Annotated in this window: 15 protein-coding genes; 5 read left to right on the top strand and 10 right to left on the bottom strand. The window is 70.3% G+C overall.

The genetic code is table 11. The annotated features are described in order from the left end of the window. Positions 1-89: 89 nt before the first annotated feature. Together betC and choX (AC6H2I_RS04805) are read left to right on the top strand one after the other, a co-directional pair. Positions 90-1,670 (top strand): choline-sulfatase, encoded by a 1,581-nt coding sequence (betC, locus tag AC6H2I_RS04810; RefSeq protein ID WP_497499436.1) that lies wholly within the window; start codon positions 90-92, stop codon positions 1,668-1,670. A 46-nt stretch (positions 1,671-1,716) separates the two neighbouring features. After that, positions 1,717-2,670 carry a choline ABC transporter substrate-binding protein gene (gene choX / locus AC6H2I_RS04805; protein ID WP_497499435.1) on the top strand — a complete coding sequence of 318 codons (954 nt, stop codon included), beginning with the start codon at positions 1,717-1,719 and terminating at the stop codon, positions 2,668-2,670. Positions 2,671-2,718: 48 nt separating this feature from the next. Here the strand turns inward: choX (AC6H2I_RS04805) and AC6H2I_RS04800 are convergent, their stop codons facing one another. The 7 genes from AC6H2I_RS04800 to choX (AC6H2I_RS04770) all read right to left on the bottom strand — a co-directional run bounded on the left by AC6H2I_RS04800 (position 2,719) and on the right by choX (AC6H2I_RS04770) (position 11,019). Then, entirely contained in the window at positions 2,719-3,951 is a 1,233-nt protein-coding gene (locus AC6H2I_RS04800) for a beta-ketoacyl-[acyl-carrier-protein] synthase family protein (protein ID WP_497499434.1), read from the bottom strand. Next, complete coding sequence (locus tag AC6H2I_RS04795; protein WP_497499433.1) at positions 3,948-4,241, bottom strand: acyl carrier protein; 294 nt, start codon at positions 4,239-4,241, stop codon at positions 3,948-3,950. The genes AC6H2I_RS04800 and AC6H2I_RS04795 overlap by 4 nt, the downstream gene beginning before the upstream one ends. After that, the gene (locus AC6H2I_RS04790; RefSeq protein WP_497499432.1) at positions 4,234-4,860 is read right to left on the bottom strand and encodes a pentapeptide repeat-containing protein; all 627 of its coding nucleotides are present in this window, start codon (positions 4,858-4,860) and stop codon (positions 4,234-4,236) included. Before AC6H2I_RS04790 ends, AC6H2I_RS04795 begins: the two co-directional genes overlap by 8 nt. A gap of 10 nt (positions 4,861-4,870) precedes the next feature. Then, positions 4,871-6,286, bottom strand: coding sequence for a hypothetical protein (locus tag AC6H2I_RS04785; protein ID WP_497499431.1), 1,416 nt, complete (start codon positions 6,284-6,286; stop codon positions 4,871-4,873). Between the two features lie 507 nt (positions 6,287-6,793). Further along, a complete protein-coding gene (gene betA, locus AC6H2I_RS04780; protein ID WP_497499430.1) occupies positions 6,794-8,485 on the bottom strand; it encodes a choline dehydrogenase in 1,692 nt (563 codons plus the stop codon). Between the two features lie 38 nt (positions 8,486-8,523). After that, positions 8,524-9,993 (bottom strand): betaine-aldehyde dehydrogenase, encoded by a 1,470-nt coding sequence (gene betB, locus AC6H2I_RS04775; RefSeq protein WP_497499429.1) that lies wholly within the window; start codon positions 9,991-9,993, stop codon positions 8,524-8,526. Between the two features lie 75 nt (positions 9,994-10,068). Continuing rightward, on the bottom strand, positions 10,069-11,019 hold the full coding sequence (gene choX / locus AC6H2I_RS04770) for a choline ABC transporter substrate-binding protein (RefSeq protein ID WP_497499428.1): 951 nt from the start codon (positions 11,017-11,019) through the stop codon (positions 10,069-10,071). A gap of 308 nt (positions 11,020-11,327) precedes the next feature. Here choX (AC6H2I_RS04770) and betI point away from each other — a divergent pair, with 308 nt between their 5' ends. Together betI and AC6H2I_RS04760 are read left to right on the top strand one after the other, a co-directional pair. Continuing rightward, positions 11,328-11,924, top strand: coding sequence for a transcriptional regulator BetI (gene betI / locus AC6H2I_RS04765; protein ID WP_497499427.1), 597 nt, complete (start codon positions 11,328-11,330; stop codon positions 11,922-11,924). A gap of 168 nt (positions 11,925-12,092) precedes the next feature. After that, positions 12,093-14,447 (top strand): GNAT family N-acetyltransferase, encoded by a 2,355-nt coding sequence (locus tag AC6H2I_RS04760; RefSeq protein ID WP_497499426.1) that lies wholly within the window; start codon positions 12,093-12,095, stop codon positions 14,445-14,447. 15 nt (positions 14,448-14,462) lie between these two features. Here the strand turns inward: AC6H2I_RS04760 and AC6H2I_RS04755 are convergent, their stop codons facing one another. The 3 genes from AC6H2I_RS04755 to AC6H2I_RS04745 form a co-directional block, all read right to left on the bottom strand. Continuing rightward, complete coding sequence (locus tag AC6H2I_RS04755) at positions 14,463-15,590, bottom strand: FAD-binding oxidoreductase (protein WP_497499425.1); 1,128 nt, start codon at positions 15,588-15,590, stop codon at positions 14,463-14,465. Between the two features lie 19 nt (positions 15,591-15,609). Further along, positions 15,610-16,899: an aromatic ring-hydroxylating oxygenase subunit alpha gene (locus tag AC6H2I_RS04750; RefSeq protein WP_497499424.1), complete on the bottom strand. Its 1,290-nt coding sequence runs from the start codon at positions 16,897-16,899 to the stop codon at positions 15,610-15,612. A 192-nt stretch (positions 16,900-17,091) separates the two neighbouring features. Beyond that, on the bottom strand, positions 17,092-18,792 hold the full coding sequence (locus AC6H2I_RS04745) for a methyl-accepting chemotaxis protein (RefSeq protein WP_497499423.1): 1,701 nt from the start codon (positions 18,790-18,792) through the stop codon (positions 17,092-17,094). Positions 18,793-19,043: 251 nt separating this feature from the next. Between AC6H2I_RS04745 and AC6H2I_RS04740 the strand changes: the two genes are divergently transcribed. Continuing rightward, positions 19,044-20,294: a sarcosine oxidase subunit beta family protein gene (locus tag AC6H2I_RS04740; RefSeq protein ID WP_497499422.1), complete on the top strand. Its 1,251-nt coding sequence runs from the start codon at positions 19,044-19,046 to the stop codon at positions 20,292-20,294.

The raw sequence follows: 20,294 nt of genomic DNA, 5'->3' as shown, positions 1-20,294 counted from the left end.
ATACCATCATGAGCAAAGCCGGGGTTCACACGTCCACGAATCCAGCGAATTCTAATCTCAAGCTGGGGCGCTCCGGTATGTTTATCCGTATGAGCGCCGTCGCCCGCGACTTTCCCACCCATCGAACGAGAGGGGCAGACCTGATGGTGCGCCGGCCGAACCTACTGATACTCATGGCCGATCAGATGACGCCCGGGGTGCTGGGCGCCTATGGCGGCGTGGCGAAGACCCCAGCGATCGACCGCCTCGCCGCCGAGGGCGTGGTGTTCGAGCGGGGGTACTGCAACAGCCCGCTGTGCGCGCCGTCGCGCTACGTGTTCATGACCGGCCGCCTGCCCTCGGCCATCGGCGCGTACGACAACGCGGCCGACCTGCCGGCCGACGTGCCGACCTTCGCCCACTACCTGCGGGCCGCCGGCTACCGGACGATCCTGTCGGGCAAGATGCATTTCTGCGGACCCGACCAGCTGCACGGGTTCGAGGAGCGGCTGACCACCGACATCTACCCCGCCGATTTCGGCTGGACCCCGGACTGGGAGCATCCCGAGCGCCGGCCGACCTGGTACCACAACATGGGATCCGTCATCGACGCCGGGGTGTGCGTGCGCACCAACCAGCTCGACTTCGACGAGGAGGTGTCCTTCGCCGCCCGGCAGAAGCTGTTCGACCTCGCCCGCGGGCGCGACGAGCGGCCGTTCTGCATGGTGGTGTCGCTGACCCACCCCCACGACCCTTACGCCATCACCGCCGAGTACTGGAACCGCTACCGGCACGAGGACATCCCGCTGCCGCGGATCGCGGTGCCGCCGGAGGCGCTCGACCCCCATTCACGCCGTCTGCGCCACGTCTCGGACATGGACCGCACGCCGGTGACCGAGGAGCAGGTCCGCAACGCCCGCCACGCCTATTTCGGCGCGGTCTCCTTCGTCGACGACCAGATCGCCCGAATCCTGGCGGCCCTCGAGGACACCGGCCGGGCCGAGGACACCATCGTCGTCCTGGTCGGCGACCACGGCGACATGCTGGGTGAGAAGGGGCTGTGGTACAAGATGAGCTTCTTCGAGCCGTCGAGCCGCATCCCGCTGATCATCCACGCCCCCGGCCGCTTCCGCGCCGGCCGGGTGGCCGCGTCGGTGTCGTCGATGGACCTGCTGCCGACGCTGGTGGAGCTGGCCGGCGACGGCGCCGCGGCGGTGCCCTACGCGACCCCCCTCGACGGGCGCAGCCTGCTGCCCCATCTCAACGGCACGGGCGGGCACGACGAGGTGATCGGCGAGTACCTTGGCGAAGGGGCGATCGCGCCGGTCGTCATGATCCGCCGCGGGACCGAGAAGTTCATCCATTCGCCGGTCGACCCCGACCAGCTCTACGACCTGTCCGACGACCCGGACGAGCTGGTGAACCTTGCGGCGGCGCCGGCTTGCGCGCCGGCGGTCGCCGCGTACCGGGCCGAGGTCGAGCGGCGCTGGGACCTCGCCGCGCTGCACCGTCAGGTGCTGGCCAGCCAGCGGCGGCGGCGCCTGGTGTACGACTCGCTGTGCCGGGGGGCACGGCGCTCGTGGGACCACCAGCCGGTCCGCGACGCCGGCGAGGCGTACATGCGCAACCACATCGACCTCGACGATCTGGAGGCGTTGGCGCGCTTCCCCCGTCCCACGCCGGCGCGGTGACACGCCCGCCGGCCGACGACTCGGCAACCAAGAAGGGAATCGAACGATGACAGGGAAGAGCTTTGTTGGGAGCGTCGCGGCGGGGGCCGTGCTGGCATCCCTGGCGCTCGGCTCGGCGCAGGCGGCGGACCCCGCCTCCTGCAAGACGGTCCGCATGTCCGACCCGGGCTGGACCGACATCACGGCCACCAACGCCGTCGCCGGCATCCTGCTGGAGGCGCTGGGCTACGAGCAGAAGATCCAGACGGTGGGCGTGCCGATCACCTTCCAGGGGCTGAAGGGCAACGACATCGACGTCTTCCTGGGCAACTGGATGCCAGCCCAGAAGCATCTGGCCGATCCGCTGCTGGCCAACAACGAGGCCGACCTGATCCACGCCAACCTGGAGAACGCCAAGTTCACCCTGGCCGTGCCGTCCTACGTGGCCGACGAGGGGGTGAAGGACTTCGCCGATCTGCAGAAGTTCCCCGAGAAGTTCGAAAAGAAGATCTACGGCATCGACCCCGGCGCCCCCGCCAACCAGAACATCAACCGGATGATCACCGAGGGCGCGTTCGGCCTGGGCGGCTGGGAGCTGGTGCCGTCGAGCGAGCAGGGAATGCTGAGCCAGGCCATCCGCAAGGACCGCCGCAAGGAATGGATCGTCTTCCTGGCGTGGCAGCCCCACCCCATGAACACCAAGCTCGACCTCGTCTACCTCTCCGGCGGCGACGCGTATTTCGGCGCCAACTACGGCGGCACCACCATCAACACCCTGTCGCGCCACGGCTATGCGGCGGACTGCCCCAACGCCACCAAGCTGTTCAAGCAGCTCAGCTTCACGGTGCCGATGGAGAGCGCGATCATGGACGCCATCGACGGCGAGGGGAAGGCCGCCCGCGAGGCGGCCCTGGCCTATCTGAAGGCCCATCCCGAGCCGGTCGCCGGCTGGGTCGAAGGCGTGACCACGCTGGACGGCAAGCCCGGGCTGCCGGCGGTCCAGAAGGCCCTGGGCCTGTAGCCTGCGACCGCGTGACGGCGGGCGGGAGGCCTCCGCCCGCCGGCCGCGTCAGGGAGCGCCCCGGCCGATCGCCAGGACGGCGTTCAGGCCGCCGAACGCGAAGGAGTTCGTCAGCGCGCAGGCGACCTCCTGCCGCCGCGGGCCCTCCGTGACGTAGTCCAGGTCGCAGCCGTCGTCGGCGCCGAGGTGATTGGCGGTGGGTGGCAGCACCCCGTCGGCCAGCGCCATCAGCGTGGCCACCAGTTCCAGCCCTCCGCCAGCGCCGAGGGCGTGCCCGTGCAGGGATTTGGTGGCCGACACCGCAATCCGGTCGGCATGCTGGCCGAACACCTGCCGGATCGCCAGGGTCTCCACCCGGTCGTTCACCACCGTTCCCGTCCCGTGGGCGTTGATGTGGCCCACCCGGTCGGGCGTCAGCCCGGCATCGGACAGCGCCCGTTCCATGGCGCTCCGCGGCCCCTCCACCGTGGGATGGACCAGATCGCCGGCATCGGACGACATGCCGAACCCCAGGATCGTTCCCAGAGCCGGCATGGACCGTCGTCTGGCGCTGGCTTCCGTTTCCAGGACCACGATCCCCGCCCCTTCCCCCATGGCCAGGCCGGTGCGCCCGCGGGAAAACGGGCGGCAGGTGTCGGTCGCCAGGATGCCCAGCGCCGCGAACGCCTTCAGGGTGCCGAAGACCACACCGGCTTCGGAGCCGCCGGCCACCACGCAATCCGCCTGCCCCTGGCGCAGCAGCATCACCGCCAGCCCGACGGCGTGCGTTGCGGCGGCGCATCCGGAGCACACGGTGAAGGCCGGCCCGGTCGCACCCAGCGCCCGGCTGACCCAGCCCGCCGAGGCCAGCGCGTTGAGCTTCGGCACCAGCATGGGAAAACAGCGGGGACGCCTCTCGCCATACAGGCGGACCGACGCCTCCTCGCGGGTCGCCTCGCCGGCGGTGGCGGTCCCCAGCACCACGGCGACGCGGTCGGGCAAGACCGGCTGGCCGGTGCCCAGGCCGGCCTGAGTGGCCGCCTCCCGGGCCGCCACCACCGCGTACTGGGTGAACGGGTCGAGAAGCAGGAGGTCGCGGCCCGGAAAATGCTCCGCTGGAACGAAGCCGGACACCGCGGCCGCGGGAACGGCGACCTCCATGCCCGATGCACCGCGCCGCACCGTCCGGATCGCGCAGCGACCCTTGGACACGCCGTCCCAGAACGCCGAACGGCCAACGCCGAACGCGGAGACGCACCCCATGCCGGTGACGACAACCCGGCGATCATCCGGCCCGGTCATGCCGGCGGCACCTCCGGGGGGCCGTTCCGGGCCCCCGCCACCAGGGAGAGCACCAGCGCGTGGGCGTCGCCCAGCGTCGCCATGGTGTCCGGCAGCGCCGCCAGGATGTTGACCTCGAACGCCTCCTCCAACAGGAACACCAGGTTGAGGACGTCGTGAGACTCGACCCCGAGATCCTCGCGCAGCCGTGTCTCGGCGGTCAGCGCCAGGCCCGCCGGCGGCGCCCGCACCGTTGTCACGGCGCCGACAAGGGCGTCCCAGATGGCGTCGTCCCCGCCGATCTCAGGCATGATGGGTCTCCCGCATGGCCGTCCAGCGGACCAGGAAGGGCGGTGCTTCGTCGCCGGGCCGCCGCCACAAGGCGAACTGGCGGAGAATCCAGGCGCGGTGCCTGGGGGACAGGTCGTTGTGGTCGACCCAGCAGCGGCTGGTGGTGCGGCCGATGTAGGCGGCGAGCATGCGGCGTTCCAGATCGTCCCCCGCCGCCCGCCACAGCCGTTCCGCGAGCAGCGACGGGTCGAACCAGGACATGCGCACCTCATCCAGCCGGGTGTGCAGGAGCGACGCCCCGGTCAGGTCGGCCCCCGTCAGATCCGCGCCGGCGAGGTCGGCACGGTCCAGCATCGCGCCGGTCAAATCGGCGCCGCGCAAGGTCGAGCCGCGCAAAGCGGCGTAGCGCAGGTCCGCGCGTGCGAGGCAGGCGTTCGACAGATCCGCGCCCGACAGGTCGACGTCGCGGAGCACCGCCTCCCCAAGGCGGACACCGGCGAGCGTGCAGCCGGCAAGACGCCACTGGCGCAGATCGGCCCGCACCCCGCCGGGGAGCCGATCCAACCACCGGGCGTGGTCGTCCAGGCGGTTGCCAAGCGCCGCTGCGTCCCACACAGCGGCGTCATGGTTTGCGATCACGCCGGCCCCCTCACGGCATCGCCCGGTACCAGGCGACCGTGTAGCTCCGGTCGATGATCCATTGGCACTGATACAGCGTGTAGGTCGCGTTCTTTCCCGGGTCCTCGACCAGGGCGAAGTTGGAGATCCACTTGTACGTGTAATTGATCGTCTGGGACCCCTTCGTCGCCGGCAGATGCTGGTATACCGTCGACGTCATGAACGAGAACGCGCCGACCGAAATCGAGGGAAGGGATTTGACGTTCCCATTTCCGTCGAAGGCGTCGCCGGCATCCGAGGAGGGATACCGCCCGTCATAGGGAATCTGCTGGTAGAAAGCCCAGTTGTCGGGACTCGTCTGCAAGATGGCCCAATCGGTCAGCCCGAACGTTTCGGAGTTCTCGATGCCGTATTCCGCGCTGATGCCGACGTTGCCGCCGTCCGGGGCCACCCCGGCCTCCAACCCCACCGAAAACGATGTGCTCGTCGTGTACTGGGTCTCGTTGTTGGCATTTCCCGGGGAGGACGTGTTGGTGACCAGGGACTGGCCGCTGATGTTCTCGCCGGAGATGTCGACTTCCCCCAGAGACCAGCCGCGGCCCGTCGAGTTGTCCTGCATCATGCCATCGGTATAGAAAATGCAAGAATGCTCGACATCAAGCCATTGCAAGGGTTCGTTTGCGGATTTGTTGTCGTAGTAGACACCGATGTACACGGTGCCCTCGAAATACGTGTAGCCGTGGGGAGGGGGTGGAGCCGACGACGCGAGCGATCCGTTCGGACACGGCAGCGAATAGTAGAGATTGACGGGTGTGACATCATAGAGGTTGGTGGGAATGTCGGGTGGGGGGTCGCTCGGGCCGTCACCGGCGGCGTCCGACGACGCGCGCGTTTTCAGCGGGCCCGCCTTCAGGCTTTCCACCGACCGGCGCACCCGTTGGACGAAGGGGCCGGTGTCGAGGCGGGCGTCCGACTGGTCCGGACGGGCGAAGAACTGGTCCGTCGCATCCCGCACCACGCGGCCGTCGTGGGCCCGCGTGGCGATCACCCGGGTGACCGAGCCGGACATGCCGGCGAGGCCGTACTGCTCGGCCAGCGCCAGACGCAGTGTGCCCGCCGCGTCGCGGCGCGGCTCGATCAGCAGGGCCTCGCTCTCGCCATTGGGGTAGGTGAACAGGGCCCCCGCGGCGGCCAGCCGGGTCTTGTGTTCATCGGTGGGCGCCAGCACCAGCACCGGTTTGTTGCTGTCGAGGGCTTGGCGCGCAAGGGTGGCGGCGGACTCGAACCCCTCCTTGCGCAGGGACGCCGCGTCGAGAACCAGAAGATCGACCTCCTCCGGCCGTTCGCTGCCGGTGAAGACAACGACGTCGCCATGGCCGGCGAGCATCGCCGACCAGGGCGACGCCGCCCGGGCGCCTTGCACGAGCAGGATGGTTGTGTCCGTCACGATCGCTCTCCACAAAACAGGGTTGGTGCGGCGATCCAGCGCGATGCCTCAAAGGAGATTGAACACGAATGTGTCATCCGAATTTTCAAACAAATTCCGTCACGCACCGATCACCACGGGAATTCGTGGTATCAATTGCTCGCTTATGAGTCAATCCCGCGCAAACCTAAGCATATGAAGGGTGAATACAATAATATGATTTACCGATGCCACCGATTCCGTCATGTCATTGTCGAATGATTTTCGATCCAGCCCCAAAAAGAACGACTTTTTGTTTGTTTTCAGAGGCGTTTTGAAAACCGACGACGCGCGATGGGCCGGCGGCCGGGGGGATGCGCGGAAGACAGACGCCACCGCGCATGGACGCGCGCCAACGCGCGTCCATGCGGACCGTCTCCCACCATCGGTGCGACTCGGCAGCGTTCGGGGCGCCGACGCGCGGCGCCTCATAGAGCGTCCGGCGACGCCGGCCGTCGTCTCATCGCCCGGCAGGTATTCCGGTGCGGATCATTCCACCGCGGCGGCCATTGGGCGGCGCGCCGGCGCGCCGCCGGCCACGAAATAGGCCGCGCTGGCGCGCGCCAGCGGTGGCCGGCCGCGGATCGTGTCGGCGATCTTCTCAGCCATCATGATGGTCGGCGCGTTGAGGTTGCCGGTGGTGATCAACGGCATGATCGAGGCGTCGACCACCCGCAGCCCGTCCACCCCGTGCACCCTCCCCTGCCCGTCCACCACCGCCATGTCGTCCGTTCCCATGCGGCAGGAGCAGGACGGGTGGTAGGCGGTCTCGCCATGGGCACGCACGAAGGCGTCGAGTTCGGCGTCGGTGGCGAGCTGGGCGCCCGGGCTGATCTCGCGGCCGCGGAACGGGGCCAGTGCCGGCTGCGCCATGATCTCGCGGGTGATGCGGATGCCGGCGCGGAACTCCCGCCAGTCCTGCGGGTCGGCCATGTAGTTGAACAGGATGGACGGGTGCTGGCGCGGGTCGCGCGAGCGGGCGCGCACGCGGCCGCGGCTGGGTGAGCGCATGGAGCCCATGTGCGCCTGGAAGCCGTGCTCCTTCACCGGGTCGGTGCCGTTGTAGTTGATCGCCACGGGCAGGAAGTGAAACTGGATGTTCGGCCAGGCGACGTCGTCGTGGCTGCGGACGAAGCCGCCGGCCTCGAACTGGTTGCTGGCGCCGATGCCGGAGCCGAGGAACAGCCACTGGGCGCCGATCGCCGGCTGGTTCCACAGCTTCAGCGCCGGATAGAGGGACACCGGCTGGGTGCAGGCGTACTGGATGTAGACCTCGAGGTGGTCCTGCAGGTTCTCCCCCACCCCGGGGACCTCGGCCACCGCCGCGACCCCGAGGTCGCGCAGCACGGCCGCCGGCCCGACCCCGGAGCGCTGGAGGATCGGCGGCGAGGCGATGGCGCCGGCGCACAGCAGCACCTCGCGCGCGGCGTGGGCGGTGATGGTCTCGCCGCGGCGCTCGTAGGCCACGCCCACCGCGCGCTTTCCGTCGAACAGGATGCGGTCGGTCAGGGCGTGGGTGACGATGGTCAGCCCCGGCCGGCCGCGCGCCATGTCCAGGTAGCCGCGCGCCGTGCTGCTGCGCCGGCCGCGCGGCGTCACCGTGCGGTCCATCGGGCCGAAGCCTTCCTGGCTGTAGCCGTTGAGGTCGTCGGTGCGCGGGTAGCCGGCCTGCACGCCCGCCTCGACCATCGCGTCGAACAGCGGGCTGCCCCTGGCGCCGGTGCGCGCCACGTGCACCGGCCCGTCGCCGCCATGATAGGCGGTGGCCCCCAGGCAGTGGGTCTCGGCCTTCCTGAAATAGGGCAGGCAGTCCAGATAGGACCATCCCTCCAGACCCGGCCGCTCCGCCCAGCCGTCGTAGTCCAGGGCGTTGCCGCGGATGTAGCACATGCCGTTGATCAGCGACGAGCCGCCCAGCCCCTTGCCGCGGCCGCACTCCATGCGGCGGTTGTTCATGTGCGGCTCGGGCTCGGTCTCGTAGGCCCAGTTGTAGCGCCGTCCGGCCAGAGGATAGGCCAGCGCCGCCGGCATCTGCGTGCGGAAGTCGAGGCGGTGGTCGGGCCCGCCCGCCTCCAGCAGCAGGACGCGCACATCGGCGTCCTCGGTGAGGCGGGCCGCCAGCACGTTGCCGGCCGAGCCGGCGCCGATGATGATGTAGTCGAACTCGGTGGCCTGGGCCATGGGAGTCACCTCCGCGGCGGATTGAAGGGCCTTGGGGTTCAGAAGACGGAGGCGAAGTCGCCCAGCTCCACCTGCACCGACTTCAGCCTTGTGTGGTGGAGCAGGGTGTCGACGCCGTTCTCGCGGCCGACGCCGGACTGCTTGTAGCCGCCGACCGGCATCTCCGCCGGGGATTCGCCCCAGGTGTTGATCCAGCAGATGCCGGCCTCCAGCCGGTGGATGACCCGGTGGGCGCGGGCGAGGTCGCGGGTCACCAGCCCGGCCGCCAGGCCGTAGGTCGTGGCGTTGGCCCGGCGCACCACCTCCTCCTCGTCCTCGAAGGTCAGCAGGCTCATCACCGGGCCGAAGATCTCGTCGCGGACGATGGCCATTCCGTCGGTGCAGTCGGAAAAGACCGTGGGCTGCACGAAGGCGCCCTGGGCCAGCGCCCCGTCGGTGGCTCGGCCGCCGCCGGCCAGCAGGCGTGCGCCCTCGGCCTGGCCGCGCGCGATGAAGCCCAGCACCTTGTCCATGTGCGGCCGGCTGACCAGGGGGCCGAAATTGGTGTCCGGGTCCAGCGGGTCGCCCATGCGGATGCGCGCCACCCGCTCCAGGATGCGCTCCTCGACCGCCGCGCGGATGGCGGTGTGGAGGAACACCCGTGTGCCGTTGGTGCAGACCTGGCCGGAGCTGAAGAAGTTCGCCATGACCGCGATGTCGGCGGCGCGGTCGGGATCGGCGTCGGCGAAGACGATCAGCGGCGACTTGCCGCCGAGCTCCATCGTCACCTCCTTGAGGGTCGAGCCGGCGGCGGACGCCATCACCCGCTTGCCGGTCTCGACGCCGCCGGTGAACGACACCTTCTCGACGCCGGGGTGGGCCGTGAGCAGCGCGCCGACCCGCCCGTCGCCCTGGACCACGTTGAACACGCCGTCGGGCAGCCCCGCCTCGGTGTAGAGCGCCGCCAGCGCCAGCGCGCTCAGCGGCGTCACCTCGCTGGGTTTGAAGACCATGGCGTTGCCGGCCGCCAGCGCCGGGGCCGATTTCCAGAGCGCGATTTGGATCGGGTAGTTCCAGGCGCCGATGCCGGCGACCACCCCCAGCGGCTCCCGCCGGGTGTAGACGAAGGAGGAGGCGCGCAACGGGATCTGCTGGCCCTCCAGCATGGTGGTGAGGCCGGCGTAATACTCCAGCACGTCCGCGCCGGTGACGATGTCGACGCTCCGCGTCTCGGCGATGGGCTTGCCGGTGTCGAGCGTCTCCAGCCAGGCCAGGTCGTCGTTGCGGGCGCGCAGCAGGTCGACGGCGCGCCGCAGCACGCGCGAGCGTTCCATCGCCGTCATCGCCGCCCACACGGCCTGCCCCTCCGCCGCGCTGGCGACGGCACGGTCGACGTCGGCGGCGGTCGCCTGCGGCACCTCGGCCAGAACCTCACCCGTGGCGGGGTTGGTGGTGATGAAGGCGTCGGCGCCCGCACCAGCGTGCGGCCGCCCGTGGATGTGGTGGGTCTGCCGTTGGAACCGGGTCATCGCTGCACTCGTGAGGCGGTGGGAATCATGCGTGACGGGCGGGCGCCGCCCCTCCAGGGAGGGGCGGCCGCGGCGTCAGTTGATGCCGAGCGCGGTCTTCGCCGCGGCCAGGCCGTCCTTGCCGTCGAAGGTGGTGACGCCGTCGAGCCAGGCGTTCAGCGTCGCCGGGTTGGCCTTGAGGTAGGCCTTGGCGGCGTCGTTGGCGCGGGTGTCGTTGTTGAGGATGTCGTCCATGACCGCGTTCTCCATCTCCAGGGTGAAGGAGAGGTTCTTGAAGAAGCGGCCGGCGTTGGGGCACTCCTCGACATAGCCCTTGCGCACGTTGGTGTTGACCACGGCGCCGCCGAAATCCGGCCCGAACCAGTCGTCGCCGCCGGCAAGGTAGGTCAGGTCGAAGTGCTTGTTCATGGGGTGGGGCGCCCAGCCGAGGAAGACGATCCACTTCTTGGAGCGGGTCGCCCGCTTGACCTCGGACAGCATCCCGGCCTCGCTCGATTCCACGAGTTTGAAATCGCTGAGGCCGAAGGCGCCCTCCTTGATCATGTTCTCGATCACCAGATTGCCGTCGTTGCCGGCCTCGATGCCGTGGATCTTGCCGTCGAGCTTGTCCTTGAAGGTGGCAATGTCGCCGAACGCCTTCAGCCCCTCGGCAGCGGCGTAGCTCGGCACCGCCAGGGTGTACTTCGCCCCTTCCAGGTTGGTGCGCAGCACCTCCACCGAGCCGTCCTCCAGAACCGGCTTCAGGAAGCTCTCCATCGTCGGCATCCAGTTGCCGAGGAAGACGTCGAGCGACTTGGTCTTCATGCCGAGATAGACCACGGGAACCGACGAGATGTTGGACGAGGGCTCGTAGCCGATCGCCTCCAGGGTGACGGTGGCGAGCGCGGTGGTGGCGGCGATGTCGGTCCAGCCCACGTCGCCCATCTTCACGGCCTTGCAGGCCGCCGGATCGGCCGCCTGGGCCGCCGTAGCAGCCGCCAGGACGAGACCGGCCCCCAAGGCCGCGGTGCGGATAGCCTTCTGCATGATCTCACTCTCCCTGTGCTCTGGTTTCGGGAAGCACGGCACACGCCCCGGACCGCCGCCGCGCGGAGCGGGCCGGGCATAGACGCCGTCGTTCGCGCGATCCTTGATACGGATCGTCCTCATCCCGACGCCGCAGCGCCGGGGCATCCGAACGTTGTTCGTTCGTTGATTCGTCGGGCAGGCTAACGTATTTCTTTGAACGAGCAAATAAGAAAAGCCCGGCCGCCGAACCGGAAGACCGCGGCCGCCCCCGTGTGTTAGGACAGGCCGCCCGCCTCGGCCAGCCGGGGCCGTCACCGAGGACCACGATGCCGAAAGTCGGGATGCAGCCGATCCGCCGGCGCCAGCTCATCGAAGCCACCATCCGCTCGATGGGGGAGCGGGGGTTCGCCGACACCACCGTGCGCACCATCAGCGACGCCGCCGGTGTTTCGCCGGGCATCATCCAGCACTATTTCGGCGGCAAGGATCAGCTCCTCGCCGCCACCATGCGCGCCATGATGGAGGACCTGCGGGCCGACACCGTGCGCCGGCTGGCCGGTGCCCGCACCCACCGTGAACGGTTGGCCGCGGTGATCGACAGCAATTTCACGACGGACCAGTTCGCGCCGGGGGTGGTGAACGCCTGGCTGGCGTTCTGGACCCAGGTGCCGCACGTCCCGGCGCTGGCCCAGTTGCAGCGCATCAACGTGCGGCGGCTGCACTCCAATCTGCTCTACAGCCTGCGCACCCTGCTGCCGGTGGAGCGGGCGGAATCCACCGCCCACGGCATGGGCGCGCTGATCGACGGGGTGTGGCTGCGCTCCGCCCTGACCGGCGAGGTGGACGCACGCCGCGCCCGGTCGCTGCTGCACGACTACCTCGCCCTGCAACTCGACACCGCCGTCGCCGCGGCCCCCCGCTGAGCCCGGACCGTCGCCGCAGCGGCGCCACCGCCAGCCCGGGGACCAGCAGGACGCCATGGCGGGACGCCACGGCGGGACGACCGGAGAGGACACGCCGGCCGCACGCGGGTGTCGAACCGACAAGGGAGCCTGACATTGCCGAGTTCGGGGGCGTCCAGGGCCGGGGGAATGAACATCGTCCTTGCCTGCGCCGGCACGACCTGGATCAGCGCCGCGCGGCTCGCCAAGCCCTTGCGGCAGGCGGGCTTCACGGTGATCGCCTGCTGCCCGGCGGGGACGCTTCTGGAAACGTCGGGCTTCGTCGACGCCATCGTGCGGTTCCCGCCGCCCGCCGAAGCCGCACCGGTGTGGCGGGCGCTGCGGAGCATCCACCAGCGCTGGGGCTCCGCCTTCGTGGTTCCGGCGGACGAGGCGATGGTCAAGCTCCTGCACGACGTCGTTCTGCGTCCTCCGGCCGACCAGGACGGCACCGACCGCGCCGTCGTCGCCGACCTCACCGCGTCGCTCGGCTCGCCGGAGCGGCACGAGGCGGTGCCGCGCCGGTCCCATCTGTGCTCCCTCGCCGGTGCCGCAGCGTGGCGCTTTCCACCGCAGGCCCTGGCCGACCACCGGGTCAATCTGTTCGACGTCGCCGCGGGGATCGGCTACCCGCTCCTGGTGAAACGGGATTTCACGGCGGGCGGGGTGGGCGTCCACGACATGGAGTCCGAGGAGGACCTGGCGGCGTTCGTCGACAGAAGCAACGTCTTCATCCGGCGCGACCCGCGGCACGCGTGCCTCATCCCCGGACTGGTCGCGGTGATCCAGAAGCGGATCGAGGGGCCGGCGGCATCCCTGTCCCTGGTGGCGCTGCGGGGCCGGGTCCTGGCATCCTTCGCCTACGTCAAGGTGGAGGGCGGCCCGTCCCGTACCGGCGCGGCATCGGTGATCGAGGTGATCGAGAATCCCGACCTCGACAGCGCGGCACGGGCGCTCGTCCAACATTTCGGCTTCACCGGCTTCGCCGGCGTCGACGCGATCATCGAGGACGGCACCGACCGGGTCCATGTGCTCGAGTTCAACGCCCGCCCGACCCTGACCAGCCACCTCGGCGCCCGCTGCGGGGCCGACCTGTGCGGAGCGCTTCATGCCGCGCTCGCCGGCGGGACGGCGCCGCCGGCCCGGCTCCCGGTGGCCACCGCGGAGGGGCGCCGGCTGGTCGCGCTGTTCCCGTCGGAGTGGCGGCGGGACGGCGCCAGCCCCCACCTGCGGGAGGCGTTCCACGACGTGCCATGGGATGAGCCGGCGCTGCTGGCGGCGCTGGTCGACATGGACCACGCCGCCCCCCATCCGCCGGCCGAGCCCGCAGCCCGTCCGGCGGACCCGGCCTTGCGCTGCCAAACGGTCGCGGACATCACCGCCGTGGACGCCGCGGACTGGGACCGTTGCACCGGCACGGGCGACCCGTTCATCAGCCACGCCTTCCTGCGGCTCCTTCAGACCAGCGGGTCCGTGTGTCCGGGCACCGGGTTCTCGCCACACCACGTCGTGCTGCGGGATCGCGACGAGCGCATCGTCGCCGCCGCGCCGATGCACCTCAAACACCATTCGGACGGCGAGTTCATCAACGACCAAGCCTGGGCGCACGCGTTCGAGCGGGCCGGGCGGCGCTACTACCCCAAGCTCGTCGGCCGGATTCCACTGATCCCTGCCGCCGGGCCATGCCTGCCGGTCCGCCCCGGCGCGCCGCCCGGCGCGGCCGCGGCGCTGGTTGAGCGAATCCAGTCCGCGGCGCGGGAGCAGGGCCTGTCGTCGATCCAGATCCCGTTCCCCGACCAGGCCGGCCGGCGCTGTCTCAGCGACGCCGGATGGCTGACCCTCGACGACATCCAGTACCATTGGCACAACCGCGGATACCGCGACTTCGACGCGTTCCTGGCGTCCCTGACTCCCCACAAAAGCAACATCATCCGTCGCGAGCGCCGCGAGGTGAGGGACAGCGGCGTCCGGGTGCACACGCTGACCGGAGCGGAGGCCACCGAGGCCCATTGGATCGCCTATCACCGCCTGTACGTGGAGGGATGCCGGCGCAAGAACAGCGCCGCCCATCTCACGCCCGCGTTCTTCACCGGGCTTGTCGAGGTCCTCGGCGACCGCGTCGTCCTGATCCTGGCCGCCGTTGGCGGCCGTTGGATCGCCGGAACCTTCTGCGTGATCGGCCGGGACCGCCTCCTCCTCCGGAACTGGGGCATCGCGGAAGACCGCAGGTTCCTCCACTTCGAGGTCTGCCTGTACCGCAGCATCGAGATCGCGATCGACCGCGGGATTCCGGTCGTCGAGGGCGGAGCCGGCGGCGACCACAAGCTGGCGCGCGGCTTCCTGCCGCGGAGGACGCAGACCTGCTTCCATTTTCCCGACGAGGCCGTCCATCGCGCCGTCGCCGCCCAACTGGACCGCGAGAACGCCACCATCAGCACGCTCCACCGGCAGGCGAACGCCCGAAGCCCCTTCCGCACGGGTCAGGCCGCACCCGCGCGGGGCTGACCCGCACGCCGGGGTTCAGCGGTCGACCACCACGTCACCGGTCGGCCGGCTGCAGCACAGCAGCACCATCCCCTGGTCGATCTCGCGCTTGCGGATGCCGCCCTTGTGGGCCATCTCCACCGTCCCGGACAGCAGCTTGGTCTTGCAGGTCCCGCACAGGCCCTGGGAACACGACACCGGCAGCCGGATGCCGGCCGCCTCGGCCGCCTCGACAATGGTGGTTCCGGCCGGGCAATACACGGTTCGGCCGATCCGGGCGAAATCCACGCGGTGGGCCGCCACCGCGAGCGGCGGCTCCTCCGGTGTGGCCGGGCGTGCCGCGCCGCCGCCGTCCGCACCCAGGTCCTCGAACGTGAAGCTCTCCTGGTGGTGGCGCTCCATCGGAAAGCCGGCGTCCAGCAGGCAGCCGTGGACCGCCGCCATGAAGGGCGCCGGGCCGCAGACATACACCTCGCGCTCCAGCAGGTCCGGCGCGATCAGCCGCAGCATCGGCAGGGTCAGCCGTCCGGTGTGGCCGGCCCACTCCCCCTCGCCGTCCGTGCCTTCGCAGACATGGGCGATGCGCAGCCCGGGATTGCGCGCGGCCATCGCATCGAGTTCCTTGCGGAAGATGATGTCCGCCGGGGTGCGGGCGGCGTGGACGAAGACCACGTCGTGGTCCTCGCCCAGGTCGTCGAAGGTGCGCGCCATCGACATCAGCGGCGTGATCCCACTGCCCCCGGACAGGAACAGGTGCTTCGCCGCCCCCGCCCCGGACTCGGACCGCTCCGCGGGCGTGAAGTCGCCGAGCGGCCCCACGGCCCGGATGGTGTCCCCCGGCGCCAGGGTGTCGTGCAGCCAGTTGGACACCGGCCCCCCCGGCACCCGCTTCACGGTGATGGCGAGGCGGAAGGGACGCGCCGCCGACGACGCGATGGTGTAGCTGCGCTGCACCGTCGTGCCGCCGATCGGCAGGTCCAGGGTGAGGAACTGCCCCGGCCGGAAGCGGAACAGGCACGGCGCGCGCGGCGCGAAGACGAAGGTCTTGACGTCGCGGGTCTCCTGCCGGACCGCCCGGCACACCAGGGTGTCGTCGACGTCCGGGTTCCAGTCCGGGAGCGCCGGGGGGCCGCCCTGCGGCAGCGCGTCCGATCCGTCGGGCATGGTGCGTGCGTCCCCCGCCTCACTCGGCCGCGATGGCGACCGGGCCGGGATCGCCGTGGTTCCACAGGTGCTCCGACAGGCGCTCCACGTACCAGGCGACGAACTTCTCCACCAGCGGCTCGGTGTAGGGGGAATAGGGACCGGGCTCGTAGGCCGGGCTTTCGATGCCGGCGTGGGAGATCCCCACGAGGTGGGAATCCTGGGCGTTGGTGGCCTTCCACACGAAGGTCAGGTTCTCCGGATCGTAGTCCACCCCCTCGACCGCATCCTTGTGCACCAGCCAGCGCGTCTTCAGCAGCGTGCGGTCGGGCCCGAGCGGCAGCACCGTGAAGATCACCGCGTGGTCGCCCATGAAATGGTTCCAGGCGTTGGGCTGCATCCAGAAGGACAGCGCGCCGACGTTGCGCTCGGTGAGCGTGCCCAGCGGTTTCGTCGAGGCCGCGCGGGTGTCGCGGGTGTGGGATTCCCCCGCCCCGTCGAGCGGCAGGCGCTGCACGCGGAATCCCGTCGCGGTGCCGGAGAGCGCGTCGATCTCGCGCGACGGCAGGCCGCTGCCCTCCCAGCGCTCGTGGCACGCCGCCACCAGCGCGTCGTACTTCGCGGCGTGCTCCCGCCGCCGCGGATCGGCGCCGTCGACGGCGAAGCCGAAGCCGTACTCGAACAGCGGCACCGTCAGCTCGGGGTGGTTGCCGACGCAGTGGTAGCACTCCCGGTTGTTCTCCATCGTGAGCTTCCAGTTGCCCTGCTCGACGATGTCGATCTCCTTGGCCACCTTGCAGTCGACGATGCCGTGGGGCAGCAGGTAGGGCTCGATCGCCGCGGCCATCTGGTCGATGTCGGCGGGCGGCGTCTCGGCCAGGCAGATGAACAGCAGCCCGGCGATGGAGCGCAGGTGGACGGGCTTCAGGTTGCGGCAGGAGCGGTCGAAGCCGGCGCCCATCTGGTCGGCCGCCAGCAGCCCGCCGTCCAGCCCGTAGGTCCACTGGTGGTAGCTGCACACCAGGTTGCCGACCGAGGCCCGCTCCTGGAGCACGAGCCGCGCGCCGCGGTGGCGGCACACGTTGTGGTAGGCGCGGATCTGCATGTCGTCGTCGCGCAGGATGATCACGGAGGCCTTGCCGACATCGACCACCAGCACGTCGCCGGGTTCCGGCACGTCCGGCTCGACCGCCACCTGGATCCAGTGGCGGCCGAAGATGGCCTCCATGTCGAGTTTGAAGATCTCGTCGCTGGTGTAGAACGGGGCTTCGAGGCTGAAGCCGGGCGTGCGGCGCTGAAGCAAGGCGTGCACAGCCATCGCCGTGGACATTCTGGAAGTCTCCCTGGGACGGAGTGTGGGAGGGTGGGACCATCGCACGGCCGGTTCGCCCGTTCGCCATGCTTGCGGACGAGCGTGCCGCACCGCCGGGGACCGGACATCGCCCACTGCGACAGCGACATACGAAACCCCGACAAGGGGCATACGGCCGCGCCGCCCGGCGGCGGGCGGTGAGCCGGGCGGTCAGCCGGCGCGGATGCCGGCCAGGAACCGCTCGACGCTGCCGCGCAGCCGGGTGGTCTGCCGGGCCAGGCCCTGGCCGGCGGTCAGCACCTGGTCGGTGGCGCCCTCGGTGGCCCGCGCCCCGTCGGTCATGCGCAGGGCGGTGCGGCTGACCACGCCGGTCCCGGTCACCGCCTGGTCGATGCTGGCGTGGATGCGCGACGAGACTCCGGCCTGGCTGGACATCGCGGCGGCGATGGTGCCGGCGGTGCGGCTGACCTCGGCGATGGTGGCGCCGATCCGCTGGATCGCGTCCACGGCGGCCGCGGTGGCCTGCTGCATGGCGCCGATGCGGGCGGTGATGTCCTCGGTGGCCTTGGCGGTCTGGGTCGCCAGCACCTTGACCTCCGAGGCGACCACCGCGAAGCCCTTGCCGGCCTCGCCGGCGCGGGCCGCCTCGATGGTCGCGTTGAGGGCCAGCAGGTTGGTCTGCCCGGCGATCTCCGAGATGATGCGCACCACGTTGCCGATGCTGTCCGCCGATTCCTGCAGGCCGTGCACGGACTCGTTGATCCGGTTGGCCTGCTGCACCGCGGCGTCGGCGACGCGCGAGGATTCGTCGATCTGCTGCTGGATCTCGGCGAAGGAGGCGAAGGCGTCGTCGGTGACCGCCGCCACCGCCTGCACGTTCGCGGCGATGGCCTCCGCGGCGGTCGTCGTGGCGGTCGACTGCTCGTGGGTGCGGGCGATGATGTCGGTCAGACGGCGGGCGGTGGCGTCCAGTTCCCCGGCCGAGCTGTCCACCGCGCCCAGCGCCTCGGTCACCACCTGCTCGAACTGCCCGATCAGCCCCTCGATTCGCTGGGTCTGGCGCCGCTGCCCGTGCTGGGCGGCGACGGCGCGGAACAGGGTGCGCACATAATCGTCCGCCGGGTTCTCGAGGAGGTCCTCGGCGGCGACGGCCGGCTGGACCACGCGCCCCTCGCGCATCACCATGATGCGGTCGCCGACGCGCACGGCCTCCTCCGGGTCGTCGGTGACGAACATGACGCTGCGCCGCCGCCCGCGCTGCAGGCCCGCGATCTCGCCCTGCACCGCCATGCGGGTCACCGGATCGAGCCCGGCGAAGGGATCGTCCATCAGCAGCACCTCGGGGTCGTTCATCAGCGCCCGCGCCAACCCCACCCGCAGCCTCTGTTCCGCCGTCAGGGCGGCGGGATGGAGCCGCCCGAGGTCGCCGAGCCCCGACTCCTCCAGAAGCGCGCGCGCACCGGACCGGCGCTGCGCCTTCGAGGCCCCGGCGACCTCGGGGGCGAAGGCGACATTCTCCAGGACGGTGCGGTTGGGGAACAGGGCGACCGAGGAGAACACCATCCCGAACGCGCTGCGGCGGATCGCGGCGAGCTCCTTCGCGGTGCACGAACCGAGGTCGGCGCCGCGGAAGCGGACCGTGCCGGCCGTCGGCTCCACCAGCCGGTTGAGGAGGCGGAGCAGGGTCGATTTCCCGGACCGGACGAGGCCCATGACGACCAGCGTCTCGCCCTCGCGCAGGTCGACCGAGACGTCGCGCACGGCGACGGTGGCGCCGGTGGCCCGCGTCACCTCGTCCGACGGCACACCCTCCCGCACCATGGCGAGCGCCGCCGCGGTCCGCCCGCCGAAGACCCTGTGAAGACCCTCGCCGGCGAGAATGGCCGAGGACGTGGTGGATGAAGCCTGCATCGTCGCCTCCGGTGCCGCACCGCAAAAACTGAGTCAAAAGCTAATAATCTTAGCGCGACCCTTTCCTACGTGTTCGCGACACCATCCTCTCCAATCGCGCCAAGGGCCGGATCCTTGGCGCCGGACCCGCCCGGCGGACGGCCGCAAAGTCGGGCGGCGTCGCTTCCGTACAAGTGGATTGGCCGCTTCGTTCTAGGCGGGCCGCCGCGACTCCTGGCTAGTGTGGCTCCGCTCAACCCGCGAGGCCGGCCATGGCGACCTACTCCCTCACCTCCTTGCTGAAAAACGCGCTGACCCATCACCAGGGATGGGACCGGGCGTGGCGCGACGCCACACCCAAAGCCGCCTACGACGTGGTGATCATCGGTGGCGGCGGCCACGGCCTGGCGACCGCCTATTACCTGGCCAAGGAGCACGGCATCACCAACGTCGCGGTGATCGAGCGCGGCTGGCTGGGCGGCGGCAACACCGGCCGCAACACCACGATCGTGCGCTCCAACTACCTGTGGGACGAGAGCGCCGCGCTCTACGAGAAGTCGGTCCAGCTCTACGAGGGGCTGAGCCAGGACATCAACTACAACATCATGTTCAGCCAGCGCGGCGTGCTGAACCTCGCCCACAATCTCCACGACGTGCGCGAGGGCATGCGCCGGGTCAATGCGCTGCGCTTGAATGGAATCGACAGCGAGTGGCTGTCGGCCGAGGAGATCAAGGCCTACTGCCCGATCATCAACACGTCGCCCGACGTGCGCTACCCGATCATGGGCGGCACCCTGCAGCGGCGCGGCGGCACCGCCCGCCACGACGCCGTCGCCTGGGGCCTCGCGCGGGCGGCCAGCCAGCGCGGCGTCGACATCATCCAGAACTGCGAGGTCACCGGCATCCGCCGCGACGGCGGCCGGGTCACCGGGGTCGAGACCACCAGGGGCTTCATCCGCGCCGGCAAGGTGGGCATCGTCGCCGCCGGTCACTCCAGCGTCGTCGCCGCCATGGCCGACCTGCGCCTGCCCCTGGAAAGCCACCCGCTGCAGGCCCTGGTGTCGGAGCCGGTCAAGCCGGTCATCGACTGCGTGGTCATGTCCAACGCCGTCCACGTCTACGTCAGCCAGTCCGACAAGGGCGAGCTGGTCATGGGCGCGGGCGTCGACGGCTACAACTCCTACGGCCAGCGCGGCAGCTTCCACGTCATCGAGCACCAGATGGGTGCGCTCTTGGAGCTGTTCCCGATCTTCAGCCGGCTGCGCATGCTGCGCCAGTGGGCCGGCATTGTCGACACCTGCCCCGACGCCAGCCCGATCGTCTCCAGGACGCCGGTCGACGGGCTCTACATCAACTGCGGCTGGGGCACCGGCGGCTTCAAGGCCACCCCGGGCTCGGGCTGGGTGTTCGCCCACACCATCGCCCGCGACCAGCCGCACGCCCTCAACGCGCCGTTCTCGCTCGACCGCTTCACGTCGGGCCACCTGATCGACGAGCACGGCGCGGCGGCCGTGGCTCACTGA

Source organism: Azospirillum sp. NS33 (assembly GCF_059703765.1).
This window is presented reverse-complemented; position numbering and strand designations above follow the sequence as displayed.

Bases quoted from the DNA above. Each gene is read 5' to 3' on its own strand.
- betC (WP_497499436.1), top strand. From the start codon at position 90: ATGAGCGCCGTCGCCCGCGACTTTCCCACCCATCGAACGAGAGGGGCA.
- choX (WP_497499435.1), top strand. From the start codon at position 1,717: ATGACAGGGAAGAGCTTTGTTGGGAGCGTCGCGGCGGGGGCCGTGCTG.
- AC6H2I_RS04800 (WP_497499434.1), bottom strand. From the start codon at position 3,951: ATGACCGGGCCGGATGATCGCCGGGTTGTCGTCACCGGCATGGGGTGC.
- AC6H2I_RS04795 (WP_497499433.1), bottom strand. From the start codon at position 4,241: ATGCCTGAGATCGGCGGGGACGACGCCATCTGGGACGCCCTTGTCGGC.
- betA (WP_497499430.1), bottom strand. From the start codon at position 8,485: ATGGCCCAGGCCACCGAGTTCGACTACATCATCATCGGCGCCGGCTCG.
- betB (WP_497499429.1), bottom strand. From the start codon at position 9,993: ATGACCCGGTTCCAACGGCAGACCCACCACATCCACGGGCGGCCGCAC.
- choX (WP_497499428.1), bottom strand. From the start codon at position 11,019: ATGCAGAAGGCTATCCGCACCGCGGCCTTGGGGGCCGGTCTCGTCCTG.
- betI (WP_497499427.1), top strand. From the start codon at position 11,328: ATGCCGAAAGTCGGGATGCAGCCGATCCGCCGGCGCCAGCTCATCGAA.
- AC6H2I_RS04760 (WP_497499426.1), top strand. From the start codon at position 12,093: ATGAACATCGTCCTTGCCTGCGCCGGCACGACCTGGATCAGCGCCGCG.
- AC6H2I_RS04755 (WP_497499425.1), bottom strand. From the start codon at position 15,590: ATGCCCGACGGATCGGACGCGCTGCCGCAGGGCGGCCCCCCGGCGCTC.
- AC6H2I_RS04750 (WP_497499424.1), bottom strand. From the start codon at position 16,899: ATGTCCACGGCGATGGCTGTGCACGCCTTGCTTCAGCGCCGCACGCCC.
- AC6H2I_RS04745 (WP_497499423.1), bottom strand. From the start codon at position 18,792: ATGCAGGCTTCATCCACCACGTCCTCGGCCATTCTCGCCGGCGAGGGT.
- AC6H2I_RS04740 (WP_497499422.1), top strand. From the start codon at position 19,044: ATGGCGACCTACTCCCTCACCTCCTTGCTGAAAAACGCGCTGACCCAT.